Here is a 15,074-nt window from a genome sequence, read left to right as displayed (position 1 = left end):
AAATTAACTCCTTTATTTTGTTTTTCCAATATATATATATATATATTACACGAAAATCCTTAATATCATTAGAAAAATGGCAAAACCGATTAAAAATTGAAAGGTATAGTAAAAAGCTGGTACCGTTTTAAAAACTGGAAAAATGGCGGTTGAAAAGTTAACTGTTGCTTTCGCAATAATTGCTAACGGGCGTAAAATGGTAATGATTTGTGACGCTGTCAGCATTCAGTTTAGCATTTTAATACCAGCATTTTGAATGGCACAACCAATATCATTAAAGGTTGGTATTCATCGTCCGGAATATTTGCAATTTGGTGGTGGAATTAGGTCATCTCATTCTGAATTGGTGGAACCATCAGGGATAAACGCCGTGGAATTAAGGACATTAAAGTCATAAATTTTAAAATTGTATTTAGAAGTATTATCTTTGTGATAGAGTGGAAAAGTTAAGGTAAAAATATTAATACCGTAACGAATATCAATATCGGTATTGAGATAATTAATACTATTAACAGTCTTGCTGGTTGGCAAGGTAATGAGTTTGTTATCATAAGATTTAAGGACATTAAATTCAATTTGATAGATGCTGTTATTATTTTTAATCGCATTATAATTTTCTTGATGCGTTTTTTTATCAAAAGTAAAGAAATAACTTCTTAGTAATAATTCCGAATTACCAGTAACATTGATTAAATATTTTTTGGGATAAAAGGTAATTAACGAACGATAAAAGAAACCGATTTGAATAAAGTAATCTTTGTTGTAATTATCTACACCCTTAAAATCAATTTCGGTATGAGTTTTTTCGTCCATATCAAAAGTAGCATAAAATAAACTAGCAAAGAAGTTGCCAAGTATTTCATAGATTTCATCAAAAATATTTTTGTAATCGCTGTTATTAATACTAGGAATGTTATTTTTAAAATAAAAGTAAATGTCATTTCGTAAATCGGGGTCATAGCGTAGAAAACTAAATTTAACATTAAGATAATTTAATGTTCCAAAAAGATACTTAATTAGGTAATAATCGTTAGTATTTTCGGTGTTATATTTTCAGATTTCACTTTCACCGTGTAATAATTGTAAATAGTCATTACCGGACGCGTAAAGTTTTGTTAGGTGGGAAAAGATTTGAATAAGTATTAAGACAGTCAGCAATGATTGTCTTTTTATTTTATAAGATGTTAAAAATTTGTTCTTTGAAAATTAAATACAAGTGAGTTAATAATGTTGGTATGTATTAAAGCACGATAAATTGTGGGTGGTCGCCATAACCAAAAGAAGTTTACCAGTTAATAGATAACACCCTATTAACTATAGCAATTTGTTTCGTTTTGCAATAAAAAAATGAATGGGTGGATTTCCTAAAAATATACACGCTATTAAATTAGTTCCAAGGGTAGGATGCGGACATTAAAGTGTAGAAATTTCTATATAGGGGTATGCTAAGTTTAAAATTATTAAAATCTTTATCTAATTAAAAAAACAAAATTTAATAACAAAGCTTGTTAAACACTTAAATCTGCGATATATAAGTGTTTAAAAAACTAAGTTAACTAACTTAGTTAATATAACTTAGTTTATTTATAAGAAAGGTAATTTATTATGAAAAACATTGAAAACATTTTCTTAAATACTAAAAAATATCTCTTAAAAGAAACACAAAACGCAATGTTTATTAAAGCATCAAAAATACCGTGATTTAATAAACAAATCGGCATTTGATTTCCAAAGCGATTTGTTTATAAAGGAAAATATGAAAATTCTATTTGCATCGGAATAATAAAAGATAGTAAATATCAAATAATTTCAATTAATCAAAAAGAAAATGAAACCAAGTTAATTAAAGGACAAGAATTATTAGGTTTCTTCATTGCCGAAAAAGAAAACAACAAAAAAGATATAAATTATAACTATTTTAAAGGAGTTTAAAAATGAATATTGCGATTGGAATAATATTTATTAGTTTTAATTTTGTCGAAAACTCTTGATATTTATTAGACTTCTTGCAAAATTAATTTAAAATATAATTGAATTGTTGTTTTTAATAAAAAGGTGGAATTTAAATGAAATTTAAAAAAAATAATCAAATAAGTGATAAAAATTTTTTAAGATTAACTGGTATTAAACATACTACTTTTAATAAAATGCTAGAAATTTTAAAAATAGAAGAATTAAAAAAGAGATTTCGTCGCGGAAGAACCAATAAATTATCATTAGAAAATCGTATTTTAATGACTTTAGAATATTGAAGAGAATATAGAACTTATTTTCATATTGCAAAAAGTTATGATATTAGTGAAAGTAGTTGTTATAGAAATATCAAATGAATTGAAGACACTTTAATAAAACACCCTAATTTTCAACAACTTACTGGTCAAAAATCACTATTAAAAGATTATTTCAAAGATAAGACTGTTATAATTGATGTAACTGAAAGCCAAATCCAACGCCCAAAAAAAGACAAAAACAGCACTACTCAGGAAAAAAGAAAAAACACACAATAAAAACACAAGTTATAATTGAAAAAGATAGTAAAAAAATTATTAGTTCTGATTTTTCTTATGGTAAAAACCATGACTTTAAAATTTTAAAAGATTCAAAAATTAAATTTTTACCAGAAACAACTGTTTTAGTGGATTTAGGTTATCAAGGCATACAAAAAATTAATCATAATGTTTTAATTCCTAAAAGAAAATCAAAGAAAAACCCTTTAAATAAAGAAGAAAAGCAAAATAATGAGCGAATTTCAAAAATGAGAATTGTTATTGAAAATGTTTTTGCTATACTTAAAAAATTTAAAATTATTAGTGAAAAATATCGAAATCGTAGAAAAAGATTTGCTTTAAGATTTAATTTAATAGCTTCAATTTATAATTTACAACTATTAGTTTAAATATATTTGATAATTTAAAATTTCAGTCTTTTTTTATTGTAAATAATAATTTTTATTATGTTTTAATGACAAAATATTTGTAAAAATAATCTAAAAATTATTTTAATAACACTTTTATATTTATTTTAAATTTAAAAATTATAATTATCATATTAATTTTGCAAGAAGTCTATTAAAATATAATACCGCTGTTTGTTGGTTTGGAGTTAAACCCTTATGTTGGTATTTTCATTTTCAGAGATTTAAATAATTTTGAATATTAGTAAAACCTAAACCATGATAATGAATTAAGGCTTCTTTAAGACTAGATTGTAATTTACTGATTTTATTTAAGTTACGATAACTAGCTTCAGGATTAATTGTTGTTTTAGTTACACATAAAGTAGAATTTGTTTGTTTTGCTACTAAAAAATATAATTTTTGCATATCAGAAGTAATAATTGAATTTTCGTTAATTAATTCTTTGTTCATATTTTCAATAACTCATTGTTTTTGTAAACGTTTGGTGTTTGTGGATTTAACATAAATATTGTTATTATTATCAATTGCCATTTGAATACAGCATTTAGTATTAGTTGCGAATGGGTCAAGGTGAATTCTTCGTGGATCAGTTTTATATTTGAAATTTCCTTTATGGATTTCTTTAATAAATGTTTCATCGATTTGGATTTTACCAGATAATTTTTTAAAATTTAATTGGGTATTTTCTAATTGTTTTGATTTCATTAATTTTTGACGATTATATCAAGCAGTTTTTAATGTAGTTTTAATAAAACGAGAAATTGTTTTACTAGATTGCCCCAGCAATGAAATTTGAATCAATAAATTTCATTGTTCATAATTTAAATGACTTCAATAAATAAAATGATTACGAAAAGCGTCAAAACTTGCACGGCAATTTTTACATAAATATTTTTGTTTTCCTTCTGAATTATGTCCATTTTTAACGCAATGGTAAGATTCACATTTAGGGCATTTAAATACCTTGCGCTCTAAATTTTTGATCAATTTCATTTAACCGTTTTTGTTTTTTTATTAATTCTGCTTGTTGTTTGACTTTTTCATAAAATTCTAAAAATTGATCATCTGTTAAAGTATTTACTAGTTCTTGAATTATTTTTTCCATAATTATTATCCACCTCTATCATATTAAAAATATACCTAAAATTAAGTATATTCAATAAATATCAAGAGTTTTCGACAAAATTAAAACAATTTTGTCATTTCTCAATCTAAATCTTTTCAAACAACTAAAAACATAATAATTACCGCTTAAAAGGTCAAAAGAGTAGAAAAATAATTGCTGAGAACAGCATTACAATTATTAAAATTGAAAACAAAAATACAACTTGTGGTGGTAAATCGGCAGTTGGATAAATTAATTCAATTAACTCAATAATTATTTTTTTAAACATTTTCTAAACCTACTTTTTAATTTCTTTTTCATCTTGTTCTAACAAATTTCGTTTAAACTTTGCAATAAATATTCGTTGTGAATAAGTAAAATCTTTTGGCAACTGTTTTACTTCACTACCATATTTCTTTTTATCTTTAAAAAACCGATAAATATTAACTGCAATATAATAGACTTCTTGCAAAATTAATTTAAAATATAATTGAATTGTTGTTTTTAATAAAAAGGTGGAATTTAAATGAAATTTAAAAAAAATAATCAAATAAGTGATAAAAATTTTTTAAGATTAACTGGTATTAAACATACTACTTTTAATAAAATGCTAGAAATTTTAAAAATAGAAGAATTAAAAAAGAGATTTCGTCGCGGAAGAACCAATAAATTATCATTAGAAAATCGTATTTTAATGACTTTAGAATATTGAAGAGAATATAGAACTTATTTTCATATTGCAAAAAGTTATGATATTAGTGAAAGTAGTTGTTATAGAAATATCAAATGAATTGAAGACACTTTAATAAAACACCCTAATTTTCAACAACTTACTGGTCAAAAATCACTATTAAAAGATTATTTCAAAGATAAGACTGTTATAATTGATGTAACTGAAAGCCAAATCCAACGCCCAAAAAAAGACAAAAACAGCACTACTCAGGAAAAAAGAAAAAACACACAATAAAAACACAAGTTATAATTGAAAAAGATAGTAAAAAAATTATTAGTTCTGATTTTTCTTATGGTAAAAACCATGACTTTAAAATTTTAAAAGATTCAAAAATTAAATTTTTACCAGAAACAACTGTTTTAGTGGATTTAGGTTATCAAGGCATACAAAAAATTAATCATAATGTTTTAATTCCTAAAAGAAAATCAAAGAAAAACCCTTTAAATAAAGAAGAAAAGCAAAATAATGAGCGAATTTCAAAAATGAGAATTGTTATTGAAAATGTTTTTGCTATACTTAAAAAATTTAAAATTATTAGTGAAAAATATCGAAATCGTAGAAAAAGATTTGCTTTAAGATTTAATTTAATAGCTTCAATTTATAATTTACAACTATTAGTTTAAATATATTTGATAATTTAAAATTTCAGTCTTTTTTTATTGTAAATAATAATTTTTATTATGTTTTAATGACAAAATATTTGTAAAAATAATCTAAAAATTATTTTAATAACACTTTTATATTTATTTTAAATTTAAAAATTATAATTATCATATTAATTTTGCAAGAAGTCTACTGTATCTTTTTTGCAAGGTATTTTAAAGTTAGGGACGCGTAAAGTTTTGTTAGGTAGGTAAAGATTTGAATAAATATTAAGACAGTCAGTACTGACTGTCTTTTTATTTTATAAGGTATTAAAAATTTGTTCTTTGAAAATTAAATACAAGTGAGTTAATAATGTTGGTATGTATTAAAGCACGATAAATTGTGGGTGGTCGCCATAACCAAAAGAAGTTTACCAGTTAATAGATAACATCCTATTAGCTATAGCAATTTGTTTCGTTTTGCAATAAAAAAATGAATGGGTGGATTTCCTAAAAATATACACGCTATTAAATTAGTTTCAAGGGCAGGATGCGGATGTTAAAGTGTAGAAATTTCTATGAATAGGGGTATGCTAAGTTTAAAATTATTAAAATCTTTATCTAATTAAAAAACAAAATTTAATAACAAAGCTTGTTAAACACTTAAATCTGCGATATATAAGTGTTTAAAAAACTAGTTATTTTTCTTTCAAAATTAATCAAATATTTTTCCACCTAACAAAACTTTACGCGTCCGTTTCACAAATAACCCGAATATTATTATCTGGATCTGAAATAGATTTAATAATGTCATTATCTAATAATTTTTTTAAAACATTATTACATAAATCAGATAAAAATTTTTTAGAATCCCATTCATCAACTTTTACTACTTCTGTTTTTATATAATTATTGTTTTGTCTTTTATTTCTATTTAAATTTTCTAAATTATTTGTTTGCGAATAATTAACTTCACTACTTTCTAATTTAATTTGTTGTTCTTTTGCTGAAGTCGGACTGTTTGCAACCAATGTTAATATTCCGCTTCCTGCAATTGTTATTGTTCCTAAAATTTCTAGTAATTTTTTCATATTAATTAAATTCCTTTCGTGAATTTTTACTAATTAATAAAATTTACAACACATTTTCCTTTCTCCAAATCTTAGTCTGGAATCTCTTTACTTTGGAATTTCATTAGACTTCTTGCAAAATTAATTTAAAATATAATTGAATTGTTGTTTTTAATAAAAAGGTGGAATTTAAATGAAATTTAAAAAAATAATCAAATAAGTGATAAAAATTTTTTAAGATTAACTGGTATTAAACATACTACTTTTAATAAAATGCTAGAAATTTTAAAAATAGAAGAATTAAAAAAAGAGATTTCGTCGCGGAAGAACCAATAAATTATCATTAGAAAATCGTATTTTAATGACTTTAGAATATTGAAGAGAATATAGAACTTATTTTCATATTGCAAAAAGTTATGATATTAGTGAAAGTAGTTGTTATAGAAATATCAAATGAATTGAAGACACTTTAATAAAACACCCTAATTTTCAACAACTTACTGGTCAAAAATCACTATTAAAAGATTATTTCAAAGATAAGACTGTTATAATTGATGTAACTGAAAGCCAAATCCAACGCCCAAAAAAAGACAAAAACAGCACTACTCAGGAAAAAAGAAAAAACACACAATAAAAACACAAGTTATAATTGAAAAAGATAGTAAAAAAATTATTAGTTCTGATTTTTCTTATGGTAAAAACCATGACTTTAAAATTTTAAAAGATTCAAAAATTAAATTTTTACCAGAAACAACTGTTTTAGTGGATTTAGGTTATCAAGGCATACAAAAAATTAATCATAATGTTTTAATTCCTAAAAGAAAATCAAAGAAAAACCCTTTAAATAAAGAAGAAAAGCAAAATAATGAGCGAATTTCAAAAATGAGAATTGTTATTGAAAATGTTTTTGCTATACTTAAAAAATTTAAAATTATTAGTGAAAAATATCGAAATCGTAGAAAAAGATTTGCTTTAAGATTTAATTTAATAGCTTCAATTTATAATTTACAACTATTAGTTTAAATATATTTGATAATTTAAAATTTCAGTCTTTTTTTATTGTAAATAATAATTTTTATTATGTTTTAATGACAAAATATTTGTAAAAATAATCTAAAAATTATTTTAATAACACTTTTATATTTATTTTAAATTTAAAAATTATAATTATCATATTAATTTTGCAAGAAGTCTATTAATTAACAGCAAGCTTGTAAAAACCAAAATCTTGTCATATGTATAGGGTTTCTACAAATTATTTTTTATTACCTATTGGTTAATTAAAAAAATCACTTAACTGTGATTTTACTTAATATCTTATGGAGGCACTGATCGGATTCGAACCGATAATCAAGGAGTTGCAGTCCAATGCCTTAAACCAGTTTGGCCACAGTGCCATATATACAATAAATATTATTACACATTAATTATAAAACTACAATAATATTTTATTAAAAGCTGTAGAAACCACAGATGTTTAGTACCTTTGGTTTTTATAAATTATTGGGGGGGGGTATATTCTTTTGGCAGTAATATTTTGTCTTGAATGCAAAAAATTTATAAATTAAATTCTAGGTAGAATTAAAAAAAAGAATATAATGTAATTATGACATTAAAAAATGATGAATTATTAATTTAATTTTACTAATTTTAATAGGGATTTTTGTTATTATTTCAATATCAATATATCAAGAAAAAAATCAACCCCAAATAATTGAAAAAAATAGCAATTCCTTTAAATTATCATCAGTTGTTGTCAATGCTAATCTAGGTGAATTTTTTAATTTTAAAGATAAGTATTGATAACCTCTTTATTTTTTTCTGTAAATGGGTTATTTTTAATTTAAAGGTGATTTTTTATGCAAGAAAAAGATATTTTAAAAGAAATAAATAATATTGATTACAAAACTTTTATGAAAAAATATCAGCAATTAAAAAATAGAGCAAAGAAAATTGAAAAAAAGGAAAAACAAGTAATTTTTTTTAATTTTGTCGAAAACTCTTGATATTTATTGAATATACTTAATTTTAGGTATATTTTAATATGATAGAGGTGGATAATAATTATGGAAAAAATAATTCAAGAACTAGTAAATACTTTAACAGATGATCAATTTTTAGAATTTTATGAAAAAGTCAAACAACAAGCAGAATTAATAAAAAAACAAAAACGTTTAAATGAAATTGATCAAAAATTTAGAGCGCAAGGTATTAAATGCCCTAAATATGAATCTTACCATTACGTTAAAAATGGACATAATTCAGAAGGAAAACAAAAATATTTATGTAAAAATTGCCGTGCAAGTTTTGACGCTTTTCGTAATCATTTTATTTATTGAAGTCATTTAAATTATGAACAATGAAATTTATTGATTCAAATTTCATTGCTGGAGCAATCTAGTAAAACAATTTCTCGTTTTATTAAAACTACATTAAAAACTGCTTGATATAATCGTCAAAAATTAATGAAATCAAAACAATTAGAAAATACCCAATTAAAATTTAAAAAATTATCTGGTAAAATCCAAATCGATGAAACATTTATTAAAGAAATCCATAAAGGAAATTTCAAATATAAAACTGATCCACGAAGAATTCACCTTGACCCATTCGCAACTAATACTAAATGCTGTATTCAAATGGCAATTGATAATAATAACAATATTTATGTTAAATCCACAAACACCAAACGTTTGCAAAAACAATGAGTTATTGAAAATATGAACAAAGAATTAATTAACGAAAATTCAATTATTACTTCTGATATGCAAAAATTATATTTTTTAGTAGCAAAACAAACAAATTCTACTTTATGTGTAACTAAAACAACAATTAATCCTGAAGCTAGTTATCGTAACTTAAATAAAATCAGTAAATTACAATCTAGTCTTAAAGAAGCCTTAATTCATTATCATGGTTTAGGTTTTACTAATATTCAAAATTATTTAAATCTCTGAAAATGAAAATACCAACATAAGGGCTTAACTCCAAACCAACAAACAGCGGTATTATATTTTAATAGACTTCTTGCAAAATTAATTTAAAATATAATTGAATTGTTGTTTTTAAATAAAAAGGTGGAATTTAAATGAAATTTAAAAAAAATAATCAAATAAGTGATAAAAATTTTTTAAGATTAACTGGTATTAAACATACTACTTTTAATAAAATGCTAGAAATTTTAAAAATAGAAGAATTAAAAAAAGAGATTTCGTCGCGGAAGAACCAATAAATTATCATTAGAAAATCGTATTTTAATGACTTTAGAATATTGAAGAGAATATAGAACTTATTTTCATATTGCAAAAAGTTATGATATTAGTGAAAGTAGTTGTTATAGAAATATCAAATGAATTGAAGACACTTTAATAAAACACCCTAATTTTCAACAACTTACTGGTCAAAAATCACTATTAAAAGATTATTTCAAAGATAAGACTGTTATAATTGATGTAACTGAAAGCCAAATCCAACGCCCAAAAAAAGACAAAAACAGCACTACTCAGGAAAAAAGAAAAAACACACAATAAAAACACAAGTTATAATTGAAAAAGATAGTAAAAAAATTATTAGTTCTGATTTTTCTTATGGTAAAAACCATGACTTTAAAATTTTAAAAGATTCAAAAATTAAATTTTTACCAGAAACAACTGTTTTAGTGGATTTAGGTTATCAAGGCATACAAAAAATTAATCATAATGTTTTAATTCCTAAAAGAAAATCAAAGAAAAACCCTTTAAATAAAGAAGAAAAGCAAAATAATGAGCGAATTTCAAAAATGAGAATTGTTATTGAAAATGTTTTTGCTATACTTAAAAAATTTAAAATTATTAGTGAAAAATATCGAAATCGTAGAAAAAGATTTGCTTTAAGATTTAATTTAATAGCTTCAATTTATAATTTACAACTATTAGTTTAAATATATTTGATAATTTAAAATTTCAGTCTTTTTTTATTGTAAATAATAATTTTTATTATGTTTTAATGACAAAATATTTGTAAAAATAATCTAAAAATTATTTTAATAACACTTTTATATTTATTTTAAATTTAAAAATTATAATTATCATATTAATTTTGCAAGAAGTCTATTAAATAATCAAGATTGTCAATGACATCGTTATAGTTATGATTTCCATCAAATTTAATGGTTGTTGTTGGCAAGTCAATGTCAGTACTATCTTTTTCAATTTCAATTTTAAAATTATTTGTTTTATTTAATCTGTAATTTGTTATATTGTTATCATGATTAAGAGTGTCTAAACTTGTGCCTTGTGCTTTGATTGCTATTTTTTTATTAATTATTCATAATTTATTATCACTATCTTCATCTATTTTTCGTCCGTGTGTAGTTATTAGTTGTCTAATTTCATCTTGTTTGCTTTGATTATCTTTAAATTCTAGTGTAAATCTAAAAATAAGTCAATTTAAATTTTTTAATTCTGGTAATTTCTCATTTAGATTGATGTTATCTTTTTTTCTATAGCAACTTGCGTAACTGGATAAAGATTTAAATTATTTTTTCTTGCTGAAATCCAAAATTGCACTTTTTCTAGATTTCTGATTTCAAAATCATATACTCTATTACTTTGTCTTTTATTTCTAATTAGTTGTGTTGTTGTTTCATCATTATTAATGTTTGAGGGAATAGTAAAAATGTTATTGAAACTAATAGTTAGCACGGTAAATATTTTCATAAACATTTTTATCACTCCTTTTTAAAATATTTTATTTTTTATTGTTCTTTCAGTTTTGATTTTTTTAATAAGTCATTCAATGATACAGTTTATAACTACCGCTATTGTAATGCATATATCTAAATATCCTAGTATCATAAGTGAAATTAATGCTTCAAATTTTTCATATAATAATTTCAAATCATTAATTTCCAATTTTAAAAATGGAATGAAAAAGATAATAATCATAAAAATGTAAGGCAAAATTCTCCATCAATATTTTTTTAAAGAATTAATTAGTTTGTTTGATTTCATTTTTCAAGGCTCTTTTTACTTTAATTTTTTGAATAATAAAGCGGATTAATTTTTCAAATTTAATTGCAAAATATATTGCTCCACCTCATCAAAAAACAAATATTCCTACCAGCATAATACCACTATTGAACTTGCCAAAGAAATTAACCATCTCTTGATTCATAAAATCATTAAATTCTTTACTTGTTCCAGTTATTCATTTAGTATCACTTACTGTTAATGCACAAATTAATAAGCTTATAAAGATGAAAATGATACTTAATACTATTTTTAATCACTGCTTTTTAAAAGAATTTTTAATTCTTAATTTTAATGGCATTTTTTCTTTTGAATTATCTTTTTTAAATAATTTTGCTAAAAGTTTTTTCATTTTAACTCTCCTTTCATATTTTTTATCGCCCTTTAATCACAATAAATAAAGCAATAAGTACACAAGTGACACCAAGAATGGTAAAGATTGGATGTTGAGAAAATGTCCGGGCCATTGGTTTAAATAGTTTTAAAATTGTTAAATTGCTAGTAATAAACTTTTGGAAATTCGCAAGGCCTTCGCTAATATAATTCGTTAAAGTTTCAAAATGACTACCAGCCAATAATCCAAGAACAGTTATTAAGATAAAAATAATAATTAGTTTAAACATTTTTAGTTACCTTGTTTTGTTTTTTAACTTTTCCTCACGCACTTAAACGACCTTTATTTTTAACGGCGTATTGGCGTTGTCTTTCTAAATTAACTTGTTGACTACACTACCAAATCCAAGAATAATTGCCATAAGAAATTCTACAGCAAGCGTTAAGAATAAAGGAAATATTAATTGAATTTTCGTTCCCGGTACTTCTAAAAACTTCAAATTAAATCAAAAACTTTATAAAGCATTTGGGCAAGAAAGTCGGTCATTTTTGCAAGATTTTCCATTTTTTATTGTTCCTTTCATAGAGTAAAATAATGTTGTGGTTGATTGTGTTTTTAGTAGCGACAATATGTAAAAAATGGAATGGCAATTTTTTCTGAATTACGATTGTTATTAGAATTGCGCTGATAATGAAACAAAAATATTAAATAAAGCTTAACTTAATTTAATTAATGTCTACTAAATAACTGTCGCTACTAAAAACAGAATTAACCGTTATTTTTCTTTCATTTTTCTTAAAAATTTGCTAAATTTATCCATTTTTAAGTATTCCAAGTCTTCTAAATCAATTGCTGTGTCAGTATAGTATTTGTCTTCATAGTCAGGATTTACTTTTGAATTTAAGTAATCTCTTAAAAACGCTAGGTAAAAAGAATTATAAGTGTTAAGTATTGGTAGAGGAATTTTTAGTTTAAAAAAATAAATATCAAGTTCAGGAATATCACGGTATTTAATGCGACGCCCTTTTTTACTATTTTTAGCATCAATTAAGGTGTTTCTTCAGCGTTCATATTCTTCAATGCTAGTAAAGGTGCCATAGATGACTTTTAAGTAGGGGCGAAAAATATTAACGGGGTTTTTACGAATTCCCACAATCACATTATTGGCAATATCACGAACTTTAACTCAAATATGTTTATCTCTTTGACCGCTAGCAAGCACAATATGACCAAAATGCCGTGCCAGAGCGAAATATTCTTGGATACCGGTTTCTTCGTTTTTGGTATTATTTTTTTCTCAGTCAGTTCCTTCTAAAAATAAATTGGTTTCATCTCACAAAAGTAAGGTTTTGTCTGGCAATACCGGATAATCAAAATCTAATAATCCCATATGACCTAAACTTAATTTTTGGGTTTCTAGTAATGGAAAGGTTGATGCAATGTGATATTTCTTCTTTTTTAGTAATTTTGATGCGTATACTAGAAAAGCAGTTTTTCCAGTTCCCAATGAACCAATCACAATATTTAATGGTGAATTTTTTAAGAAATTAATAACTTTGTTAATTTGTGTTAAATTACCGATTTTAAAAAGAAAAATTAAAATACAACCTGCTAAAAATAAATAGCTTACAATGTTTTTAAAATAACCGTTGTAAATATATCAAATTGCTCCGCAATGTCATAAAATTAAAAATGAGGTGCGATTCAATTCAATAAAATGGTTATTTTTTTCTATTATTCATTTGCAAAATTTCATCTTGCACCTCACTTTATTTTTTTGTTAGCGTACCGCTCCAAGTAATTTTTCAAACATTTTAAAGCAAATAAAGAATATTGCCAAAATAAATGGAAAAATGAATATTCAGTAGTCAGCAAAGAAGTTACCGACTTGTGGCATATTAACAGCAATAATTTCTCACATTTTAGTAAATGCCGTTATAATTGCATTTCATAATTTAGTCATCGCGTCACTAGCTGTTATTTTTTCTACTGTTGCTGGTGCATCGGCCAAGAAAGTTCCAATCATATAATCACCCCCTTTCTTTTTAAAACATTCATCATTTATATTCAAAGTTTTTCTTAAATTTGTTAAAACCACGATTAACCTTAACGCGATTATATTTTTTCCTAATTAATTTTGAATTTTTTTGGGAATGCATCACAATGTAACTTCTTGACATTAATTTTTTCCCTATCTATCTAAATACTGATATGGTTTTTCAAAGTAGCATTAGAATAAATCACACCATAATCGCTGTTAAGAATCAAAAAGCAATGTTTGCTATTAAAAGTCAAAGTGTTTCTTGAGTTAAATCAATTTCTTTACCACCACTAATATGAGCCGGAATAGTTGTAATTTGAATAAATAAATCTCAGAAAGTTTGTTTAATTTGTTCTCAATCAAATTCTTTTAAGTTTATTGTCATTTTTTATCTCCCAAAAATCATTTTTATTGGTAAATATATAATTGAAATTAATGCGAAAAGAAAAGTAATGATAATAATTAATCCGGCAATAAACGCAACTTGTACAGGCATTTTTTCTATCGGAATAAATAGTTTTAAGAATTCCATAATAATTTCTCAAAACATTATTTTTTATTCTCATTATTTTCTTTTGAATTAGGGGTTTTAACTCATTCTTCAAAGCGAGCAATAAACACTTTTTCGTCTTTTGTAAAATTACCAGTATTATTTTTAATGGCATTTTTATATTTAATTCTAATTTTTATTTTGGCATAAATTTTATAAGCAAAATACGCCAATAGCATTATGCAAATGATAATAAATATTATTCCAATCGCAATATTCATTTTTAAACTCCTTTAAAATAGTTATAATTTATATCTTTTTTGTTTTTTTCTTTTTCGGCAATGAAGAAGCCTAATAATTCTTGTTCCTTAATTAATTTGGTTTCTTTTTCTTTTTGATTAATTGAGATTACTTGATATTTACTATCTTTAATTATTCCAATACAAATAGAATTTTCATATTTTCCCTTATAAACAAATCGTTTTGAAAACCAAATACCGATTTGTTCATTAAATCACGGTATTTTTGGTGCTTTAATAAACATTGCGTTTTGTGTTTCTTTTAAAAGATATTTTTTAGTATTTAAGAAAATGTTTTCAATGTTTTTCATAATAAATTACCTTTCTTATAGATAAACTAAGTTATATTAACTAAGTTTTGGTTAACTTAGTTTTTTAAACACTTATATATCGCAGATTTAAGTGTTTAACAAGCTTTGTTATTAAATTTTGTTTTTTAATTAGATAAAGATTTAAATAATTTTAAACTTAGCATACCCCTATATAGAAATT

General features: G+C 23.7%; 25 protein-coding genes and 1 tRNA gene. 12 read left to right on the top strand and 14 right to left on the bottom strand.

From position 1 onward, the window contains the following. Positions 1-45: 45 nt before the first annotated feature. Positions 46-1,158 (bottom strand): hypothetical protein, encoded by a 1,113-nt coding sequence (locus AAHM82_RS06545; RefSeq protein WP_342263388.1) that lies wholly within the window; start codon positions 1,156-1,158, stop codon positions 46-48. A 447-nt stretch (positions 1,159-1,605) separates the two neighbouring features. On the opposite strand from AAHM82_RS06545, the gene AAHM82_RS06540 reads away from it, so the two are divergent. From AAHM82_RS06540 to AAHM82_RS13820, 3 genes are all read left to right on the top strand, one after another. Then, on the top strand, positions 1,606-1,932 hold the full coding sequence (locus AAHM82_RS06540; protein WP_342263387.1) for a hypothetical protein: 327 nt from the start codon (positions 1,606-1,608) through the stop codon (positions 1,930-1,932). A gap of 134 nt (positions 1,933-2,066) precedes the next feature. Beyond that, complete coding sequence (locus AAHM82_RS13825; RefSeq protein WP_342263396.1) at positions 2,067-2,507, top strand: transposase family protein; 441 nt, start codon at positions 2,067-2,069, stop codon at positions 2,505-2,507. After that, the gene (locus AAHM82_RS13820; protein WP_342264845.1) at positions 2,504-2,896 is read left to right on the top strand and encodes a transposase family protein; all 393 of its coding nucleotides are present in this window, start codon (positions 2,504-2,506) and stop codon (positions 2,894-2,896) included. The genes AAHM82_RS13825 and AAHM82_RS13820 overlap by 4 nt, the downstream gene beginning before the upstream one ends. A gap of 144 nt (positions 2,897-3,040) precedes the next feature. On the opposite strand, the gene AAHM82_RS06530 is transcribed toward AAHM82_RS13820, so the two are convergent. From AAHM82_RS06530 to AAHM82_RS06520, 3 genes are all read right to left on the bottom strand, one after another. Continuing rightward, on the bottom strand, positions 3,041-3,910 hold the full coding sequence (locus AAHM82_RS06530) for an IS1/IS1595 family N-terminal zinc-binding domain-containing protein (RefSeq protein WP_342263386.1): 870 nt from the start codon (positions 3,908-3,910) through the stop codon (positions 3,041-3,043). Beyond that, complete coding sequence (locus AAHM82_RS06525) at positions 3,873-4,022, bottom strand: hypothetical protein (RefSeq protein ID WP_215826808.1); 150 nt, start codon at positions 4,020-4,022, stop codon at positions 3,873-3,875. Before AAHM82_RS06525 ends, AAHM82_RS06530 begins: the two co-directional genes overlap by 38 nt. 298 nt (positions 4,023-4,320) lie before the next feature. Continuing rightward, positions 4,321-4,494, bottom strand: a complete 174-nt coding sequence (locus AAHM82_RS06520) for a hypothetical protein (protein ID WP_342263385.1) — start codon at positions 4,492-4,494, stop codon at positions 4,321-4,323. A 54-nt stretch (positions 4,495-4,548) separates the two neighbouring features. Here AAHM82_RS06520 and AAHM82_RS13815 point away from each other — a divergent pair, with 54 nt between their 5' ends. Beyond that, a complete protein-coding gene (locus tag AAHM82_RS13815; protein ID WP_342263396.1) occupies positions 4,549-4,989 on the top strand; it encodes a transposase family protein in 441 nt (146 codons plus the stop codon). Beyond that, entirely contained in the window at positions 4,986-5,378 is a 393-nt protein-coding gene (locus AAHM82_RS13810) for a transposase family protein (RefSeq protein ID WP_342264845.1), read from the top strand. Before AAHM82_RS13815 ends, AAHM82_RS13810 begins: the two co-directional genes overlap by 4 nt. A gap of 707 nt (positions 5,379-6,085) precedes the next feature. Here the strand turns inward: AAHM82_RS13810 and AAHM82_RS06510 are convergent. Continuing rightward, a complete protein-coding gene (locus AAHM82_RS06510) occupies positions 6,086-6,430 on the bottom strand; it encodes a hypothetical protein (RefSeq protein ID WP_342263384.1) in 345 nt (114 codons plus the stop codon). A gap of 340 nt (positions 6,431-6,770) precedes the next feature. Here AAHM82_RS06510 and AAHM82_RS13805 point away from each other — a divergent pair, with 340 nt between their 5' ends. Together AAHM82_RS13805 and AAHM82_RS13800 are read left to right on the top strand one after the other, a co-directional pair. Next, complete coding sequence (locus AAHM82_RS13805; protein ID WP_342263338.1) at positions 6,771-7,043, top strand: transposase family protein; 273 nt, start codon at positions 6,771-6,773, stop codon at positions 7,041-7,043. After that, positions 7,040-7,432 carry a transposase family protein gene (locus AAHM82_RS13800; protein ID WP_342264845.1) on the top strand — a complete coding sequence of 131 codons (393 nt, stop codon included), beginning with the start codon at positions 7,040-7,042 and terminating at the stop codon, positions 7,430-7,432. The genes AAHM82_RS13805 and AAHM82_RS13800 overlap by 4 nt, the downstream gene beginning before the upstream one ends. A gap of 297 nt (positions 7,433-7,729) precedes the next feature. Here AAHM82_RS13800 and AAHM82_RS06500 read toward each other — a convergent pair. Beyond that, positions 7,730-7,806 (bottom strand) — tRNA-Cys (locus tag AAHM82_RS06500). Positions 7,807-8,268: 462 nt separating this feature from the next. Between AAHM82_RS06500 and AAHM82_RS06495 the strand changes: the two genes are divergently transcribed. The 5 genes from AAHM82_RS06495 to AAHM82_RS13785 are packed head-to-tail and all read left to right on the top strand — an operon-like array spanning position 8,269 to position 10,328. Then, positions 8,269-8,460 carry a hypothetical protein gene (locus AAHM82_RS06495; protein ID WP_342263383.1) on the top strand — a complete coding sequence of 64 codons (192 nt, stop codon included), beginning with the start codon at positions 8,269-8,271 and terminating at the stop codon, positions 8,458-8,460. Positions 8,461-8,475: 15 nt separating this feature from the next. Then, positions 8,476-9,453 carry an IS1/IS1595 family N-terminal zinc-binding domain-containing protein gene (locus tag AAHM82_RS06490; protein WP_342263382.1) on the top strand — a complete coding sequence of 326 codons (978 nt, stop codon included), beginning with the start codon at positions 8,476-8,478 and terminating at the stop codon, positions 9,451-9,453. Between the two features lie 44 nt (positions 9,454-9,497). Continuing rightward, complete coding sequence (locus tag AAHM82_RS13795; protein WP_425288966.1) at positions 9,498-9,641, top strand: hypothetical protein; 144 nt, start codon at positions 9,498-9,500, stop codon at positions 9,639-9,641. 25 nt (positions 9,642-9,666) lie between these two features. Next, entirely contained in the window at positions 9,667-9,939 is a 273-nt protein-coding gene (locus tag AAHM82_RS13790; protein ID WP_342263338.1) for a transposase family protein, read from the top strand. Then, positions 9,936-10,328: a transposase family protein gene (locus AAHM82_RS13785; protein WP_342264845.1), complete on the top strand. Its 393-nt coding sequence runs from the start codon at positions 9,936-9,938 to the stop codon at positions 10,326-10,328. Before AAHM82_RS13790 ends, AAHM82_RS13785 begins: the two co-directional genes overlap by 4 nt. 538 nt (positions 10,329-10,866) lie before the next feature. On the opposite strand, the gene AAHM82_RS06480 is transcribed toward AAHM82_RS13785, so the two are convergent. From AAHM82_RS06480 to AAHM82_RS06445, 8 genes are all read right to left on the bottom strand, one after another. After that, the gene (locus tag AAHM82_RS06480) at positions 10,867-11,112 is read right to left on the bottom strand and encodes a hypothetical protein (RefSeq protein ID WP_342263381.1); all 246 of its coding nucleotides are present in this window, start codon (positions 11,110-11,112) and stop codon (positions 10,867-10,869) included. Positions 11,113-11,377: 265 nt separating this feature from the next. Next, complete coding sequence (locus AAHM82_RS06475; protein WP_342263380.1) at positions 11,378-11,770, bottom strand: hypothetical protein; 393 nt, start codon at positions 11,768-11,770, stop codon at positions 11,378-11,380. Positions 11,771-11,792: 22 nt separating this feature from the next. Beyond that, the gene (locus tag AAHM82_RS06470) at positions 11,793-12,041 is read right to left on the bottom strand and encodes a hypothetical protein (RefSeq protein WP_342263379.1); all 249 of its coding nucleotides are present in this window, start codon (positions 12,039-12,041) and stop codon (positions 11,793-11,795) included. Positions 12,042-12,527: 486 nt separating this feature from the next. After that, on the bottom strand, positions 12,528-13,508 hold the full coding sequence (locus tag AAHM82_RS06465) for a hypothetical protein (protein WP_342263378.1): 981 nt from the start codon (positions 13,506-13,508) through the stop codon (positions 12,528-12,530). A gap of 24 nt (positions 13,509-13,532) precedes the next feature. Then, positions 13,533-13,778 (bottom strand): hypothetical protein, encoded by a 246-nt coding sequence (locus tag AAHM82_RS06460; protein WP_338967504.1) that lies wholly within the window; start codon positions 13,776-13,778, stop codon positions 13,533-13,535. 169 nt (positions 13,779-13,947) lie between these two features. Next, entirely contained in the window at positions 13,948-14,178 is a 231-nt protein-coding gene (locus AAHM82_RS06455) for a hypothetical protein (protein WP_338967363.1), read from the bottom strand. A gap of 164 nt (positions 14,179-14,342) precedes the next feature. Beyond that, complete coding sequence (locus tag AAHM82_RS06450; protein WP_342263377.1) at positions 14,343-14,564, bottom strand: hypothetical protein; 222 nt, start codon at positions 14,562-14,564, stop codon at positions 14,343-14,345. A gap of 2 nt (positions 14,565-14,566) precedes the next feature. Then, positions 14,567-14,893 (bottom strand): hypothetical protein, encoded by a 327-nt coding sequence (locus AAHM82_RS06445; RefSeq protein ID WP_342263376.1) that lies wholly within the window; start codon positions 14,891-14,893, stop codon positions 14,567-14,569. Between the last annotated feature and the right edge of the window lie 181 nt (positions 14,894-15,074).

The sequence above is a fragment of the Spiroplasma endosymbiont of Clivina fossor genome (assembly GCF_964031115.1).
In the GTDB taxonomy this organism is placed as follows: domain Bacteria; phylum Bacillota_I; class Bacilli_A; order Mycoplasmatales; family Nriv7; genus Nriv7.
The sequence above is the reverse complement of the archived record's forward strand: the minus strand, read 5'-3'. Positions and strand labels throughout refer to the sequence as shown.